This window comes from Methylophilus rhizosphaerae (assembly GCF_900100975.1).
GTDB lineage: Bacteria > Pseudomonadota > Gammaproteobacteria > Burkholderiales > Methylophilaceae > Methylophilus > Methylophilus rhizosphaerae.
The window spans coordinates 292,359-308,551 of the sequence record NZ_FNFX01000004.1 but is presented as its reverse complement, the minus strand read 5'-3'; the positions used below and the strand labels follow the sequence as shown (position 1 = coordinate 308,551).

The 16,193-nt window shown below is 50.1% G+C and carries 15 protein-coding genes; 13 read left to right on the top strand and 2 right to left on the bottom strand.

Features of this window, described 5'->3' with window-relative positions; all coding sequences use genetic code 11:
• The first annotated feature begins 4 nt into the window (after nt 1-4).
• From BLP53_RS10950 to BLP53_RS10915, 8 genes are all read left to right on the top strand, one after another.
• On the top strand, nt 5-541 hold the full coding sequence (locus BLP53_RS10950) for a F0F1 ATP synthase subunit delta (RefSeq protein WP_091472202.1): 537 nt from the start codon (nt 5-7) through the stop codon (nt 539-541).
• 16 nt (nt 542-557) lie between these two features.
• A complete protein-coding gene (gene atpA, locus BLP53_RS10945) occupies nt 558-2,099 on the top strand; it encodes a F0F1 ATP synthase subunit alpha (protein WP_091472201.1) in 1,542 nt (513 codons plus the stop codon).
• A 29-nt stretch (nt 2,100-2,128) separates the two neighbouring features.
• Nucleotides 2,129-2,998, top strand: coding sequence for a F0F1 ATP synthase subunit gamma (gene atpG, locus BLP53_RS10940; protein ID WP_091472200.1), 870 nt, complete (start codon nt 2,129-2,131; stop codon nt 2,996-2,998).
• Nucleotides 2,999-3,062: 64 nt separating this feature from the next.
• Entirely contained in the window at nt 3,063-4,499 is a 1,437-nt protein-coding gene (gene atpD, locus BLP53_RS10935) for a F0F1 ATP synthase subunit beta (RefSeq protein ID WP_091472199.1), read from the top strand.
• A gap of 67 nt (nt 4,500-4,566) precedes the next feature.
• On the top strand, nt 4,567-4,992 hold the full coding sequence (locus BLP53_RS10930) for a F0F1 ATP synthase subunit epsilon (RefSeq protein ID WP_091472198.1): 426 nt from the start codon (nt 4,567-4,569) through the stop codon (nt 4,990-4,992).
• Between the two features lie 97 nt (nt 4,993-5,089).
• Nucleotides 5,090-6,460 carry a bifunctional UDP-N-acetylglucosamine diphosphorylase/glucosamine-1-phosphate N-acetyltransferase GlmU gene (gene glmU / locus BLP53_RS10925; protein WP_091472197.1) on the top strand — a complete coding sequence of 457 codons (1,371 nt, stop codon included), beginning with the start codon at nt 5,090-5,092 and terminating at the stop codon, nt 6,458-6,460.
• Nucleotides 6,461-6,464: 4 nt separating this feature from the next.
• Complete coding sequence (gene glmS / locus BLP53_RS10920; protein WP_091472196.1) at nt 6,465-8,300, top strand: glutamine--fructose-6-phosphate transaminase (isomerizing); 1,836 nt, start codon at nt 6,465-6,467, stop codon at nt 8,298-8,300.
• A 256-nt stretch (nt 8,301-8,556) separates the two neighbouring features.
• Nucleotides 8,557-8,880, top strand: a complete 324-nt coding sequence (locus tag BLP53_RS10915; RefSeq protein ID WP_091472195.1) for a FlxA-like family protein — start codon at nt 8,557-8,559, stop codon at nt 8,878-8,880.
• 7 nt (nt 8,881-8,887) lie between these two features.
• On the opposite strand, the gene BLP53_RS10910 is transcribed toward BLP53_RS10915, so the two are convergent.
• Nucleotides 8,888-9,853, bottom strand: coding sequence for a GlxA family transcriptional regulator (locus BLP53_RS10910; RefSeq protein WP_091472194.1), 966 nt, complete (start codon nt 9,851-9,853; stop codon nt 8,888-8,890).
• A gap of 121 nt (nt 9,854-9,974) precedes the next feature.
• On the opposite strand from BLP53_RS10910, the gene BLP53_RS10905 reads away from it, so the two are divergent.
• Complete coding sequence (locus BLP53_RS10905) at nt 9,975-10,616, top strand: HD domain-containing protein (protein ID WP_091472193.1); 642 nt, start codon at nt 9,975-9,977, stop codon at nt 10,614-10,616.
• Nucleotides 10,617-10,664: 48 nt separating this feature from the next.
• On the opposite strand, the gene BLP53_RS10900 is transcribed toward BLP53_RS10905, so the two are convergent.
• Nucleotides 10,665-11,858: an MFS transporter gene (locus tag BLP53_RS10900; RefSeq protein WP_176755275.1), complete on the bottom strand. Its 1,194-nt coding sequence runs from the start codon at nt 11,856-11,858 to the stop codon at nt 10,665-10,667.
• A 219-nt stretch (nt 11,859-12,077) separates the two neighbouring features.
• On the opposite strand from BLP53_RS10900, the gene BLP53_RS10895 reads away from it, so the two are divergent.
• The 4 genes from BLP53_RS10895 to BLP53_RS13935 all read left to right on the top strand — a co-directional run bounded on the left by BLP53_RS10895 (nt 12,078) and on the right by BLP53_RS13935 (nt 16,189).
• Nucleotides 12,078-13,298 carry an EAL and HDOD domain-containing protein gene (locus BLP53_RS10895; RefSeq protein ID WP_091472191.1) on the top strand — a complete coding sequence of 407 codons (1,221 nt, stop codon included), beginning with the start codon at nt 12,078-12,080 and terminating at the stop codon, nt 13,296-13,298.
• A 122-nt stretch (nt 13,299-13,420) separates the two neighbouring features.
• Nucleotides 13,421-13,900 carry an Hsp20 family protein gene (locus BLP53_RS10890; protein WP_091472190.1) on the top strand — a complete coding sequence of 160 codons (480 nt, stop codon included), beginning with the start codon at nt 13,421-13,423 and terminating at the stop codon, nt 13,898-13,900.
• Between the two features lie 135 nt (nt 13,901-14,035).
• Nucleotides 14,036-15,700, top strand: coding sequence for an energy-dependent translational throttle protein EttA (gene ettA, locus BLP53_RS10885; RefSeq protein ID WP_091472189.1), 1,665 nt, complete (start codon nt 14,036-14,038; stop codon nt 15,698-15,700).
• A 270-nt stretch (nt 15,701-15,970) separates the two neighbouring features.
• Nucleotides 15,971-16,189, top strand: a complete 219-nt coding sequence (locus BLP53_RS13935) for a DUF6471 domain-containing protein (RefSeq protein ID WP_091472188.1) — start codon at nt 15,971-15,973, stop codon at nt 16,187-16,189.
• The last annotated feature ends 4 nt before the right edge of the window (nt 16,190-16,193 follow it).

Sequence of the window (16,193 nt, the reverse complement as noted above, 5' to 3'; positions counted from 1 at the left end):
AAACATGGCTGAACTCTCAACCATTGCACGACCTTATGCCGTAGCCACCTATAAACTGGGCAAAGAGAAAAAGGCACTGGCAAAATGGTCTGAAATGCTGGCATTTGCTGCGGCAATTGCTGCAGATGCGCAAATGAAAACTTTGATTGATAACCCTAAACTGAATGCAGCGGATATTGAAGCAGCATTCCTCAAGGTAAGTGGCGACAATCTTAACGATCATGGGCAAAATTTAATCAAGGTTCTGGTTGAGTATGGCCGTTTATCCTTATTGCCTGCCATTGCTGAAGCTTTTGAGGCTTTGAAAGCGCAAGATGAAGGCACACTGGACGCTCAAATTATTGCTGCTGCGAAACTGACAGCTGCGCAGTCTAAAGATTTGGTCAAACGTCTGGAAGCCAAGTTCGGCAAGAAAATTGAAGCAAGCGTTTCCGTAGATCCGGAAATCATCGGCGGCATCAAAATTATTGTTGGCGACACCGTCATCGACGCGTCTGTCCAAGGTCAGTTACAAAATTTAGCCTATACGCTAACAGCATAAGGCATAGGAGATTTAAATGCAGTTATCAACATCAGAGATTAGCGAGCTCATCAAGAGCCGTTTGGAAAACTTCTCTACTACCGCTGAAGCACGTACCCAGGGTACCGTGATTTCCGTGACGGACGGCATTGTGCGTATTCACGGCCTGTCCAATGTCATGGCCGGCGAGATGATTGAGTTTCCAGGCAACACATTTGGTCTGGCATTGAACCTGGAGCGTGACTCCGTGGGTGCCGTGGTGCTGGGTGATTATGAGCACATCACCGAAGGCGACGTATGTAAATGTACCGGTCGTATTCTGGAAGTGCCGGTAGGCCCGGAACTGATTGGCCGTGTAGTGAACTCACTGGGTCAACCTATCGATGGTAAAGGTCCAGTTAAAACCAAACTGACCGACAAGATTGAAAAAATTGCGCCAGGCGTGATTGCACGTAAATCTGTGTCACAACCAGTTCAAACTGGCCTGAAGTCTATCGACTCCATGGTCCCGGTTGGTCGTGGCCAACGTGAATTGATCATTGGTGACCGTCAGACTGGTAAAACAGCCGTTGCCGTTGATGCCATCATCAACCAAAAAGGTCAGAACATGACCTGTATCTACGTTGCGATTGGTCAGAAAGCTTCTACCATTGCCAACGTGGTACGTAAACTGGAAGAGCACGGCGCGATGGCTTACACCATCGTGGTTGCTGCTTCAGCTTCTGACTCCGCAGCCCTGCAATTCCTGGCACCATATGCCGGTTGCACCATGGGTGAATACTTCCGTGACCGCGGTGAAGATGCATTGATCGTTTACGATGACTTGTCCAAGCAAGCGGTTGCTTACCGTCAAATCTCCCTGCTGCTGCGCCGCCCACCAGGCCGTGAAGCCTACCCAGGTGACGTGTTCTACATTCACTCACGTTTGCTGGAGCGTGCTGCGCGCGTGAACGAAGAGTATGTTGAGAAATTCACAGACGGCAAAGTTAAAGGTAAAACAGGTTCATTGACTGCCTTGCCAGTGATTGAAACACAGGCTGGTGACGTGTCAGCATTCGTTCCAACCAACGTAATTTCCATTACCGATGGTCAGATCTTCCTGGAAACAGACTTGTTCAACGCAGGTGTACGTCCAGCGATCAACGCCGGTATTTCAGTCTCCCGCGTGGGTGGTGCTGCACAAACCAAGATCATCAAGAAATTGGGCGGTGGTGTACGTCTGGCTTTGGCGCAATATCGTGAATTGGCTGCGTTTGCGCAGTTCGCTTCCGATCTGGACGAAGCAACCCGTAAACAACTGGACCGCGGTCGTATGTTTACCGAGCTGATGAAACAGGCACAATATGCGCCTCTGAGCGTAGCGACTATGGGCGTGAGCTTGTTTGCAGCGAACAAAGGTTACTTTGACGACGTACCAACCAACAAAGTATTGGCATTTGAAAATGCATTGCATGGTTTCCTGAACTCCAAGTACAAGAACATCATGGACGCAATCGAATCCAGTAAAGATCTGAGTGGCGATAACGAGAAAGCATTGGAAGCTGCGATTCAAGATTTCAAAGCAACCAACGCTTATTAATCTCTGACACTTCGACTTAGGAACCTAATATGGCAGGTAGTAAAGAGATTAGAACCAAGATCAAGAGTGTAGAAAATACACGCAAGATCACCAAGGCGATGGAGATGGTAGCCGCTTCTAAAATGCGTAAAGCGCAGGACAGAATGCGTGCTTCCCGTCCGTATGCGGAAAAAATCCGCAACGTGGCGGCTCACCTCTCCTTTGCACAATCTGAGTATCGTCATCCGTTTCTGATCAAACGTGATGTGGTGAAAAATGTTGGCCTGATTGTGGTCAGTTCTGACAAAGGCCTGTGCGGTGGTTTGAATACCAACGTATTGCGTTTGTCCCTGAACCAGATGAAAGCCTGGGAAGCTGAAGGCAAAGGCATCAGCGTCAGCGCGATCGGTAATAAAGGCTATGGCTTTATGAACCGTATTGGCGCACAGGTGAAATCTCACATCACAGGTCTGGGCGATACACCGCATCTGGAAAAACTGATCGGTAGCATCAAAGTGATGCTGGATGCGTACATTGCCGGTGAAATTGATCAGCTTTACATCTGCTATACCAAGTTCATCAATACCATGAAGCAAGAGCCGACCATGCAGCAACTGCTGCCATTGTCTGGCGAGCAACTGGGCAGCCCTAACGGCCATTGGGATTACATCTATGAGCCAGAAGCTAAACCAGTGGTAGATGAGTTGATGACGCGTTATATCGAGTCACTGATTTACAACGCAGTGGCCGAAAACATGGCGTCAGAGCAATCTGCACGTATGGTGGCGATGAAGTCTGCTTCCGACAACGCGAAGAGCGTGATCGGCGAACTGAAACTGGTATACAACAAAGCCCGTCAGGCTGCGATTACCAAAGAGATTTCAGAAATCGTCGGCGGCGCAGCAGCGGTTTCATCCTAAGGCATGCTTTAAAGCATAGTGAAAGAATTCAATTAGATCTGACTCATACAGTTAGGAAAAGAAAATGGCAAAGGCAACTCAAGCAGTAACAGGTAAAGTAGTGCAGTGTATTGGCGCTGTGGTTGACGTGGAATTCCCACGCGATCAAATGCCTAAAGTATTCGATGCATTGATCATTGATGACAAAAACTCAAATGCAGAAGCCGGTTTGACACTGGAAGTGCAGCAACAGCTGGGTGATGGCATCGTGCGTACGATTGCGATGGGCTCATCAGACGGTCTGGCACGTGGTACAGCATTTAAAAATACTGGTGGCGCGATTTCCGTACCAGTAGGTGAAGGCACATTGGGCCGTATTATGGACGTATTGGGTCGCCCAATCGACGAAGTCGGTCCTATCGATTCTCAAGAATTCCGTTCTATTCACCAGAAAGCACCAGCATTCGAAGAGCTCTCCCCTTCTGTTGACCTGTTGGAAACAGGCATCAAGGTGATTGACCTGGTTTGCCCGTTTGCCAAGGGTGGTAAAGTTGGTCTGTTCGGCGGTGCGGGTGTAGGTAAGACCGTTAACATGCTGGAACTGATTAACAACATCGCTAAACAACACTCCGGTTTGTCCGTATTTGCTGGTGTAGGTGAGCGTACTCGTGAAGGTAACGACTTCTACCATGAAATGGCAGAAGCCGGCGTTATCAAACTGGACAATATGAAAGAGTCCAAAGTAGCGATGGTGTTCGGTCAGATGAACGAACCTCCAGGCAACCGTCTGCGCGTAGCGTTGTCCGGTTTGACCATGGCGGAAAAATTCCGTGACGAAGGCCGTGACGTGTTGTTCTTCGTGGATAACATCTACCGTTACACACTGGCCGGTACTGAAGTATCAGCGTTGCTGGGTCGTATGCCTTCAGCTGTGGGTTACCAACCTACCCTGGCTGATGAAATGGGCCGTCTGCAAGAGCGTATTACTTCTACTAAAGTGGGTTCCATTACTTCTATCCAAGCGGTTTACGTACCAGCGGATGACTTGACTGACCCATCGCCAGCGACAACTTTCCAGCATTTGGACTCAACAGTTGTGTTGTCACGTGACATCGCTTCCCTGGGTATCTACCCTGCGGTTGACCCACTGGATTCAACATCACGCCAGCTGGATCCACAAATCGTGGGTGAAGAGCACTACTCTGTTGCACGTTCCGTACAATCTACGCTGCAACGCTACAAAGAATTGCGCGACATTATCGCGATTCTGGGTATGGATGAATTGTCTCCAGAAGACAAACTGTCTGTAGGCCGTGCACGTAAAATCCAACGTTTCTTGTCACAACCTTTCCACGTGGCTGAAGTATTTACTGGTGCACCAGGTAAATACGTTCCACTGAAAGAAACCATCAAAGGCTTTAAGGCCATTGTTGCTGGTGAGTACGATCACCTGCCAGAACAAGCGTTCTACATGGTTGGTGGTATCGAAGAAGCTGTTGAGAAAGCTAAAACACTGAACTAATGCATGCGATACAAGCAGGTGGTGATCATCTGCTTGTTTCTTTCAGTGATATAGAAAAGAGAACATTATGGCAAATACAGTGCATATCGATGTAGTGAGCGCCGAAGAATCCATCTTCTCCGGTGAAGCTGAATTCGTTGTCGCACCAGCGGGTGGTGGTGAAGTGGGTATTTATCCTAACCACGCTCCGATGATTACGACCATCAAGCCAGGTGCGTTGCGTATCCAGCAATCTGAAGGTAAAGATGAAACTGTGATTTTTATTTCCGGCGGCATGCTGGAAGTACAGCCTGGCATCATTACCGTACTGGCTGATACAGCGATTCGTGGCCAGGATCTGGATGAAGCGAAAGCCATTGCTGCAAAAGAAGCGGCTGAAGAAGCGCTGAGAAACCGTTCTGCCGAGATTGACTATGCAGCGGCCCAGGCAGAACTGGCGGAAGCTGTGGCACAGATCCAGGCAATCCAGAAATTGCGCAAATCCGTGCACTAGGCAACACACAAAATAAGGCGGCAGGCGGCTCTAGAGCCGCCTTTTTTGTTTCCGGGCGAACGTGCCGCCTGGTTTGTTTCTAAGCTAAAATAGCGGAATGAATGCATTGAACATCATTATCCTGGCGGCGGGTAAAGGCACCCGCATGCGCTCCGACCTGCCCAAAGTGTTGCATGCTGTAGGTGGCAAGCCGATTCTGCAGCATGTGGTTGATGCTGCGCGCCAGCTCAATCCGCAAAAGATCATTGTGGTGTATGGCTTTGGTGGCGAACAAGTGCAACAACAAACCCCTGGTGACGATTTACACTGGGTGTTGCAGGCGGATCAACTCGGCACCGGTCATGCCGTGCAACAAGCCTTGCCCCATTTACCGGCACAGGGAAAAACCCTGATCCTGCTGGGCGATGTACCCCTGGTGGATGTAGAGGTGTGCAGGCAGATGCTGGCACAGGCTGACCAGCATCTGGTCGTACAGACCTTTATCAAGGATGACGCGGCTGGTTATGGCCGAATCGTGCGCAATGAGGCGAATGAAGTGGTCGCGATTGTCGAGCATAAAGATGCCAGTGCAGCGCAACGTGCCATACAGGAAGTCAATACCGGTATTATGGCGATGCCGAATGCACAGCTCAAATCCTGGCTGGGCAAGATCAGCAACCAGAATGCGCAACAGGAATATTATTTAACCGATATCATCGCCCTCTCCGTCCATGAAGGTCTTGCGGTGTTGCCACATGTGGTTGCTGATGTCTGGTCAGTGACAGGCATTAACTCCAAGCTGGACTTGCAACAGATAGAGCGTGAGTACCAGCTGCGCCAGGCAACAACGCTGATGATCCAGGGTGTGACTTTGCTTGATGCGCAGCGCATTGATATCCGTGGCACACTGAACTGCGGCCGCGATGTATCGATTGATGTGAACTGTGTGTTTGAAGGCGACGTGACGCTGGAGGACGAGGTACAGATTGGCCCTCATTGTGTGATTAAGAATGCGGTGATTGCCAAAGGCACACGTCTGGCAGCATTTACGCATATTGATGATGCCAAGATTGGTCCTGACAGCAAAATCGGCCCGTTTGCGCGTTTGCGTCCAGGCACGCAGTTGGCTGCAGAAACGCATGTCGGCAATTTTGTTGAGATCAAGAATGCCACGGTTGGACTGGGCAGCAAGGTTAATCATTTGACCTATGTCGGTGATGCCAGCATCGGTGCCAATGTGAATATCGGTGCGGGCACCATCACTTGTAATTATGACGGTGTGAACAAACATAAAACCATTATCGAGGATGATGTCTTTGTCGGTTCGGATACACAACTGGTTGCACCGGTCACAGTGGGCAAAGGGGCCACCATTGCGGCAGGCTCAACCATTACCAAAGATGTGCCGCCAGAGAGTTTGACGCTCTGCCGTGCGCGTGAACAACGGTCAATTCAGGGATGGAAACGTCCGCAAAAGGTGAAAAAATAAGCGTATGTGTGGCATTGTCGGTGCGGTTTCAAACAGAAATATCGTCCCTCTCCTGATTGAAGGCTTAAGCCGGCTGGAATATCGTGGTTACGACTCGGCCGGGATTGCGATTCTTAACCAAAGCATAGAGCGCGCACGTGCAGTCGGCCGGGTCGCCGAACTGCAACTCAAAGCGCAAGGCATGCACAGCCAGATCGGCATTGGCCATACGCGCTGGGCCACGCATGGCGGTGTCACCGAGCAGAATGCGCACCCGCATGTATCGCCCTCACAAACGGATGCCCATATCGCGGTGGTGCACAACGGCATTATCGAAAACCACGACGAGCAACGCGATCGCCTGAAAACGCTGGGTTACCAGTTTTATTCGCAAACCGATACCGAAGTGATTGCTCACTTGGTGCATTACTATTATCAGCAAAGCCGGGATTTACTGGTCGCCGTGAAACAGGCGATTGCCGAACTGACCGGTGCCTACGCCATCAGCGTGATTGCCCTGGATAACCCACAGCAGATGGTGGTTGCACGGCTGGGTTGTCCTTTGCTGATCGGCCTGGGTGAAGGCGAAAATTTTGTGGCGTCAGACGTTTCTGCCGTGTTATCTGCCACGCGCAAAGTGATTTACCTGGAAGATGGCGATGTCGCGACTTTGCAAACCGATGCGGTAGTCATTTATGACCAGCAAGGTGAAATCGTGCAACGCAAAGTGCATATGAGTGATGTATCTCTGGCCTCGCTGGAGTTGGGTCCTTACAGTCACTTTATGCAGAAGGAAATCCACGAGCAGCCACGTGCGATCAGCGACACTATTGAAGCGCTGATTGATGATGGTGCCTTCAGGACCGAACTGTTCGGTACGCAGGCAGCAGCGATCCTCAAGGAGATAGACAGTGTACTGATCCTGGCAGCTGGTACCAGCTACTATGCTGGCCTGACCGCCAAATACTGGCTGGAAAGCATTGCCAGAATTCCAACCTCGGTCGAAATTGCCAGCGAATACCGCTACCGTGAATCCGTACCTAATCCCAAACAATTAGTAGTCACCATCTCGCAATCCGGCGAAACACTGGACACCATGGAAGCGCTCAAACATGCGCAGAAGCTGGGCCACCCGCATAGCCTGGCGATTTGTAACGTGCAGGAAAGCGCGATTCCACGTGCATCTTCGCTGGTGTTCTATACCCGTGCCGGCGCAGAAATCGGTGTTGCCAGTACTAAAGCCTTCACCACGCAATTGATCGCGCTGTTCGTGCTTTCGGTCACTCTCGCAAAAGAACGTGGCTTGTTGGCAGACACGCAGGAACAGGCTTATCTCACAGATTTACGCCAACTCACCAGCAGCGTACAGATTGCGCTTAACCTGGAACCACAAATCCGCGAATGGGCTGCCCGCTTCGGTGATAAGGAACATGCCCTGTTCCTTGGGCGTGGTATACATTTCCCGATTGCCATGGAAGGCGCACTCAAGCTCAAGGAGATTTCCTATATCCATGCCGAGGCCTATCCGGCCGGTGAATTGAAACATGGCCCGCTGGCGCTGGTGGACAGCAATATGCCGGTGGTGGTGATTGCACCAAATGACGCCCTGCTGGAGAAAGTGAAATCCAATATGCAGGAAGTCAAAGCCCGCGGTGGCGAGTTATTTGTGTTTGCCGATGCTGACAGCCACTTTAATGCATCCGAAGGCGTGCATGTCATCCGCACCCCGCGCCATGTCGGTGTATTGTCCCCGGTATTGCATGTGATTCCGGTACAGCTACTGGCTTACCATGCTGCCCTGCTTAAAGGTACAGACGTTGATAAACCGCGTAACCTGGCTAAGAGCGTGACGGTGGAATAACACGCAATTCTTAGTTTCTTTTGTCAAACTAAGGGTTAGTCTTTTGTTTATCCTGGCTAACCCTGAATTTCCTGATATTTATCAGCCGTCGCTGCTAAAGCGTATTCTATAAAGTAGAAAATCTTTCTTTCTCCGGCATTTAAATCCAACTGACGGAGTTTGTCCTCTTTTGGCGTGTCATAAGACCTCAAGAAACGTCTGAATATACAGATAAAGAGTCATATTTTATAAATTATTATAAAAAGGATGACGACATATGGCTTCAATTTCTGTTCATGGTGGTTCTCTTCCAATCGATGGGCATGGACCACAATCTCCAGGTAATGACAGCACTATCGCTGGCCTGAAACAAAAGCTGGCAGAGCTAACGCAAGAGTTGAAGGATGTTTTAAATAATCCTTCAGAAAAAACAATGGCACGTGCAAAAAGTATCCAAATGAAAATCCAGATCACTCAGGATAGACTGGAGTACTTAATTCAACAGGCGGCTACAAAAAACAGTAGTCAACAAGCAAAGCCAGTACAAAATACTTCTATGCACAATGACAAACCTCCGGCTCAGATTGATATTTTCGTTTAGCAATTATTTATTCTGCGGATAAAGGGTAGTGGCGTTTAAACTCTGCGGGTGTCAGTCCGACATGTTTCTTAAAGCTTCTTCTTAAGGTGTCTGCATTTGCAAATCCACATTTGAAGGCGACAGATTTAGGCGTGTCATGGCCATTTTGCAGTAAATGCTTGGCCGCCTCTACCCGGGTAATTTCCACCCATTCCGCAGGTGTCATGCCAATCTCTTCCAAAAATACCCTGGAAAAATGTCGTTTACTCATGCCGGTATGCTTAGCCATATTTTCAACAGAGTGATTGATGGAGGGGTTGGCGGATACCCATCTTTGCAGTTCTTGAATGACCGATCTGACAGCAGGTAAATTTTCTGTCTTTCTGCTGAACTGTAACTGCCCGCCTGGCCGCTTAAAATACATTACCAACTGTTCAGAAACCCTGAGGGCAATATCACGGCCTAAGTCTTCTTCGACCAATGCCAGGGCCATATCCATGCCGGCAGTCACACCTGCAGCAGTTCTTAATTTGCCATCCTTGATATACATGGCGTCTTTATCTATACGAATGCCAGGATAGCGTGCTACAAGGTCATCGGCAGCAGCCCAGTGCGTGGTAATGTGGCGACCTTCAAGTAGGCCAGTGGACGCTAAATGAAAAGCACCTGTGCATACCGAACCATATCTCCGACTATGCCTGCTTGCATCAATAATCCACGCAATAATGGCTGAAGTTAAATGGATATCTTTTGCATTTGGCCCCCCTGCCAGCAATAACGTGTCAAATTTGCAGTCTGCGTGGGGAATCACTTGATCAGTATGGATTTTAATACCTGATGAGCTGGTCACTGGATCTTTGCTGATCGACAGCACTTGCAGGGTATAGACGGTTTTCCTTGCTTCATGATTCGCTTGTGCAAATACGTCCAATGGGCCTGCGACGTCTAATAGCTGTACTCCTGGTAAAGCCAGCATGCCAATTAATTTCGTCATCTCTGATCTCAATCCAGTGGAGGGTAGATGATAAGCATAATGGCACTAAATAACGTAAAAAGTCAATTGAGGCCATGATGGCATATCAATACAATGGAGTTCCTTTTAACCGGAGCTCATCATGTCACTTATTATTGAGGGAGTCAGTATTCCAGACAGTCAGCTGGCACGCGAAATCTCACAGGTCGTGCGGGACACAGAATCAGAATTACTATTCAATCATTCAAGCCGTGTCTATTACTTTGCCGCACTGGCTGGCCAGCAGCGTGGGTTGAAATTTGATGCCGAGCTGTTGTATTGCGGTTGCATGTTCCACGATATGGGGCTGACAATCCAACATAGTAGTAGTAATTTACGTTTTGAGGTTGATGGTGCCAATGCCGCCAGAGATTTTCTGCTGCAACATGGTATTCATCAACAGGATATTGATAAAGTCTGGACAGGCATTGCGCTGCATACGACGCCGGGCATTCCTGAGCACATGGATCCACTGATTGCATTAGTGACTGCGGGTGTCGAAATGGATGTGTTAGGACTTACTTATACGCAATACAGTGATGCGGTCCGTGAAGCAGTTGTTCAGGCATACCCGAGAGGGACGCAGTTCAAAGAGGCGATCATTCAAGCGTTTTATGAGGGGATTAAACATAAGCCTCAGACGACATTCGGTAATGTGAAAGCTGATGTTATTGCTGACAAGGAACCGCACTTTCACAAGGGTAATTTCTGCAATGTGATCAGATGTTCAGCCTGGAAAGAATGAAGTCCGATGTGTAGGCCATATGTGTTTGCCGAGAATAAGGGTGAAAAGCTACGCCTCTACCTTCTGCTTGCCTTGCCCTACCACAAAGCCTATCGCAGCCAGGTAAATACAACCACCGACCACAAAGACAGCCAGCAAACCCCAGTGATCGACGATACTGCCGCCAAAGCCGGAACCGGCAGCAATCGCTACCTGTGCCGTCACCACAAACACCACTGAGGAAGCCTCTTCATTGGGGGTGGGTACTTTGCGGTGGAAGGCGGTCAGGCATAGGGGTAATGACCCCCAGGCAAACGCCCATGCGGCAATGGCAAGAACGACCGGTGTGGCAAAATCGGCAAACAGCAGGAAAGACAGCAAGGCAATGGCCGCGGTCAGCATGTTGGCGATCAGCAGGCGATACAGTTGGTTCGGTAATATCCTGGCGATGATCAGGTTGGCGAAAAAGCAAATCAGGCCAAAACCCAGCAGGACCAATGTGATACCTTCACCATTAACACCGGCGTGATGTAATAGTGGGGCGACAAAGGTATAGGTCGCAAAATGGCCGATAAAGGCGAGCACAATCAGCAGGATACTGATTCTGGCGCTGGACGGACGGCAGAAAGCGACGATATCCGCCACACTCAACCTGGATTTTGCCGGTAATGAGGGCAGGAAAAAGTATTGCGCGATCACGGTGAGCAAACCCATTAACCCGACCACCACAAACGTTGCGCGCCAGTTCCAGACTTCCGCCACAAATGTCCCGATGGGCACACCCACAATCAGCGCCACGCTGAACCCGGCAAAAATGGCGGCGGTGGCTTTTGTCACCATTTCCTTAGGCACCAGCGACGGTGCCAGTGCGATGGCCAGCGACCAGAAGCCGCCCAGGCCAAAGCCGAATAAACAGCGGGAAAACAGCATCCAGGCATATTGGGTGGCCACTGCGGAAATGCCACAGGCAATCACCAGCAGCGAACATAATGCCAGCACGGCGATGCGGCGGTTCAAATTGCCTGCCAGCAATAATACACATGGCGCACCCAGTGCGGCTAACAGGCCGGGCATGGTCAGCATCAGGCCGGCGTCGCCGGTAGTGATACTGAAACTGCTGGCGATGGCGGGCAGTACTCCTACCGGAATAAATTCAGCTGTGACATAGGCAAAGCTACCGATGGCGATGGTGGCGACAGATCCCCACATTTGCAGGTTGCCATGTTCGTGCGACAGCCCGTCTTTGTTTTTAACTGCTGGCAATACAACTTCCAAACTGACAAATGAAACACGGATGCGTATTATAAGGGATGATGCTGAAAGCTTGGGAGCGCGCGGGTAAATGGCTGGCATATATCCAAATCAGGAAACAATCCTTGATTATGCTGATTGCTTTCACTATTGATTTTCATGTCCAGGCTTTATGATGGTGCTGGTCGGTAAAATACTAAAAATGAAACTTGAACATTGGCGGAAGCAGTCATGACCTCTCCACAGCACAGCATTATCGGGCGGCAGCCTGTTGTTAACGGTAAACAGGAAATCATAGGCTACGAATTCTTCTTCAAGAATGACCGCCATGGCGATCATGCGCCGTTCGCAGAAGATATCCAGACTTGCGCCAGGATCCTCTCCACCACCATTGATGAAATGCATGAGAGCTGGCTGCTGGGTCAGCAGTTGGCGTTTATCAATGTCGATCACATTATGCTCAACAGTGATTTCCTGGCGTTGATGCCAGCCGAAAAAACCGTGCTGGAGCTGGTGCGCCAGATGGAAGTGACGCCGGAGATTCTCGCGCGTTGCCAGGCACTCAAGGCAAACAAATTCCGCCTGGCGCTGGATAACCCGCAACGTTATCCGCAACTGGAAGCCCTGCTGCCGCTGGCTGACTATATCAAGCTGGATATGCGCGAGGTTGATATGGCTACCGCCCAGGCCTGGCTGAAAAAATACCAGACGCCCGCTTGCACACTGATTGCGGAAAGAGTCGAGCAGAATGCACAATTCACCAGCCTGCAGGAAATCGGCTATCAGCAGTTTCAGGGTTATTTTTACGCCAGGCCCGAAAACCTGAATGCCAAAGTTATCAACCCCAGCTTTGAAGGCGTGTTGCACTTGCTGAACCTGGTCAGCCAGGAAGCGGACAACAAAACCATAGAAAACGGCTTCAAACGTGACACCACGCTCAGCTATAAATTATTGCGCTATATTAATTCGGTCGGCTTCGGCCTATCCTGCGAAGTGCAGTCCATCGGGCATGCGTTGACCATTCTTGGCCGTAACCAGTTATACCGCTGGCTCACCTTGCTCATGGTCACGGCAGGCAATAACAGCACTTCCCCTGCCCTGATGAAGACCTCTATCACGCGCGGGCGCCTGACCGAGTTGCTGGGCGAACCTTTCTTTGACAAAAATAACCGCGATAACCTGTTTGTGGTCGGTGTGTTTTCCCTGCTGGATGTGATGCTGAAACTGCCGATGGAAGATGTGCTGGAAAAACTGCAATTGCCGGAATCCATCATGGAAGCGCTCACCAAACGCGAAGGTATTTTTGGGCCTTTCCTCAAACTGACCGAAGCCTGTGAAGATGCCAATAGTGACCAGATCCTGCAACTGGCCGACTTGCTGCACCTGAATCCGGACAAGGTAAACCAGTGCCATATGGAGGCCCTGGCCTGGACCGAAGCCTTGGGCGTTTAAACAGAGGCCGCTGTTTTATCCACTTGAAAAAATAAAGCGTGTTCCCATATTGAAATCACAGATGCTTGCAGTTTGAGGTCTGTGAATCATGTTAATCGCTTAATTTTGAAAAGGATAAACGTATGCGTACTTATGACTTCACCCCCTTCTACAGAACCGCTATTGGCTTTGACCGGTTGGCAAAAATGCTTAACGAAGGCCAGCGTAGCGAAAACGAAATCAGCTACCCACCCTATAACATTGAACTGGTGGACGAAAACGCCTACAAAATCGTGATGGCCGTCGCCGGTTTCCAGCAAAACGAACTGGAAATTGAAACCGAACACCAGACCTTGCGCGTCACTGGCCGCAAAACGAAAAAAGAGCAGGAAACAACTTTCCTGCACCGAGGTATTGCCACTCGCGATTTCGAACACAAATTCCAGCTGGCTGACCATGTCAAAGTGACCGGTGCCAACCTGGAAAACGGCTTGTTGACCATTGCGCTGGTGCGTGAAGTGCCCGAAGCCCTCAAACCACGCAAAATCGAAATCGGCACGCAAGTACAAACAGTCGTACCTACCTTGGTTGAGCAGAAAACGGTTGAGCAGAAAGCCGCTTAACCAGCCCATCGGTAAAAAAGGGCCATTTGGGCCCTTTTTCATTTCTGTTGTTACCAACATCTGGTGTTTAATCGTACGCATCAACGTGATGCGTATTAAAATACGCTTTTCACATCCACAACAGCAGAGAGTTTCATGGCGCAATACGTAATGTCCATGCTCCGTGTGAGCAAAATCGTGCCGCCCAAACGGCAGATCATCAAAAATATTTCCCTGTCATTCTTCCCCGGTGCCAAGATCGGCCTGCTGGGCTTGAACGGCTCTGGTAAATCCACCGTATTGCGTATCATGGCTGGTGCCGACAAGGAGTTCGAAGGCGAAGTGCAGTGGCAGCCGAATATCTCTATCGGTTATCTGCCACAAGAGCCGGAGCTAGATGCGGAAAAAACCGTGCGTCAGGAAGTCGAAGCCGGCCTGGGTGCCATCATGGAAGCCAAGCAGAAGCTGGAAGAAATCTACGCCGCTTATGCTGAACCTGATGCTGATTTTGACAAGCTGGCCGAAGAGCAAGCCAAATACGAGAATATCCTGGCCGCCAGCGGTAGTGATGTTGAACAGCAACTGGAAATTGCCGCTGATGCACTCCGCCTGCCGCCGTGGGATGCCAAAATCGGCCCCCTGTCCGGTGGTGAAAAGCGCCGTGTTGCACTCTGCAAACTGCTGCTGTCCAAACCGGATATGTTATTGCTGGACGAACCGACCAATCACCTGGATGCAGAGTCTGTGGATTGGCTGGAGCAGTTCCTGGTGCGTTTCCCCGGTACCGTGGTGGCCGTGACACATGACCGTTACTTCCTTGATAATGCGGCCGAATGGATCCTGGAACTGGACCGTGGCGAAGGCATCCCGTGGAAAGGCAACTATTCCAGCTGGCTGGAACAGAAAGAAGACCGTTTGGCACAGGAACAGAAACAGGAAGACGCCCACCGTAAAGCTATGAAGCAGGAACTGGAATGGGTGCGTCAGGGTGCCAAGGCACGCCAGTCCAAGAGCAAGGCGCGTTTGGCCCGTTACGAGGAAATGTCCAGCGTTGAATACCAGCGCCGTAACGAAACCCAGGAAATCTTTATTCCGCCAGGCGAGCGTCTGGGCAACCAGGTCATTGAATTCAACAACGTCTCCAAAGGCTTTGGTGACCGCCTGCTGATTGATAACCTGTCATTCAGCATCCCGCCAGGTGCGATCGTCGGCGTGATCGGCCCCAACGGTGCCGGTAAATCCACCCTGTTCCGCATGCTGCAAGGCACGGAGCAGCCAGACAGCGGCGAAATCATCACCGGCCCTACTGTGAAACTGGCCGCAGTTGACCAGAGCCGTGAAGGCCTGGATAACGATAAAACCGTCTTCGAAGCCATTTCCGGTGGTCTGGATGTGCTGAGTGTAGGCAAATTCGAAATGCCTAGCCGTGCTTATATCGGCCGCTTCAACTTCAAGGGCGGCGACCAGCAGAAAATCGTCGGTCAGCTTTCCGGCGGTGAACGTGGCCGTTTGCATCTGGCCAAAACCCTGATCTCCGGTGCCAACGTCCTGCTGCTGGATGAACCCTCAAACGACCTCGACGTGGAAACCCTGCGCGCACTCGAAGACGCCTTGCTGGAATTCGCCGGCTGTGTGCTGGTGACCTCCCATGACCGCTGGTTCCTCGACCGTATCGCCACCCATATCCTGGCCGCAGAAGGCGATTCGCAATGGACATTCTTTAACGGTAACTACCAGGAATACGAAGCTGACAAGAAAAAACGGCTGGGCGAAGAAGGCGCGAAACCCAAACGCATTCGCTACAAGCCCATTGCACGCTAAACTGCTATTAGCAACCTGATGCCCAAAGCATCCTATGAGGTCGCATTGTTCTAAATGTCCTCTTGCCCATCAGGAACATTCCTAGCCTTCATTTAAACCCTCCTAATGGAGGGTTTTTTATTGCTCCATAAATCAGGCCGATCAATCTCATGACTTCCATTCTGAAAATGAAATGAACTCACTTTATATTAGGGCATTAAAGTAGACGCCATCTAACAAATGGACTAATATGGGGTTAAATATACCCACAAATGGGAATGTTTTAATAAAGTGAACTGGGATAAAGAAGCTGCAAATGATCTGAAAGCGGAGATCACCCGACATGGCCTTACTTATAGCCAGGTGGTGAAGCTTCTTGCAGAAGTGGGAGTGCAAATGACCCCTCATGCGTTTACGAAGAAGGTAAATCGGGGAGGCTTTTCCCATGCATTTTTTTTGCAATGCCTTGAAATTTTGAGTGCGCGAAATGACTCACAAAAAAAGCATTGATATA

Bases quoted from the DNA above. Each gene is read 5' to 3' on its own strand.
- BLP53_RS10950 (WP_091472202.1), top strand. From the start codon at position 5: ATGGCTGAACTCTCAACCATTGCACGACCTTATGCCGTAGCCACCTAT.
- ettA (WP_091472189.1), top strand. From the start codon at position 14,036: ATGGCGCAATACGTAATGTCCATGCTCCGTGTGAGCAAAATCGTGCCG.
- BLP53_RS10930 (WP_091472198.1), top strand. From the start codon at position 4,567: ATGGCAAATACAGTGCATATCGATGTAGTGAGCGCCGAAGAATCCATC.
- BLP53_RS10910 (WP_091472194.1), bottom strand. From the start codon at position 9,853: ATGACGAAATTAATTGGCATGCTGGCTTTACCAGGAGTACAGCTATTA.
- atpG (WP_091472200.1), top strand. From the start codon at position 2,129: ATGGCAGGTAGTAAAGAGATTAGAACCAAGATCAAGAGTGTAGAAAAT.
- glmS (WP_091472196.1), top strand. From the start codon at position 6,465: ATGTGTGGCATTGTCGGTGCGGTTTCAAACAGAAATATCGTCCCTCTC.
- BLP53_RS10905 (WP_091472193.1), top strand. From the start codon at position 9,975: ATGTCACTTATTATTGAGGGAGTCAGTATTCCAGACAGTCAGCTGGCA.
- BLP53_RS10915 (WP_091472195.1), top strand. From the start codon at position 8,557: ATGGCTTCAATTTCTGTTCATGGTGGTTCTCTTCCAATCGATGGGCAT.
- atpD (WP_091472199.1), top strand. From the start codon at position 3,063: ATGGCAAAGGCAACTCAAGCAGTAACAGGTAAAGTAGTGCAGTGTATT.
- BLP53_RS10890 (WP_091472190.1), top strand. From the start codon at position 13,421: ATGCGTACTTATGACTTCACCCCCTTCTACAGAACCGCTATTGGCTTT.
- atpA (WP_091472201.1), top strand. From the start codon at position 558: ATGCAGTTATCAACATCAGAGATTAGCGAGCTCATCAAGAGCCGTTTG.
- glmU (WP_091472197.1), top strand. From the start codon at position 5,090: ATGAATGCATTGAACATCATTATCCTGGCGGCGGGTAAAGGCACCCGC.
- BLP53_RS10895 (WP_091472191.1), top strand. From the start codon at position 12,078: ATGACCTCTCCACAGCACAGCATTATCGGGCGGCAGCCTGTTGTTAAC.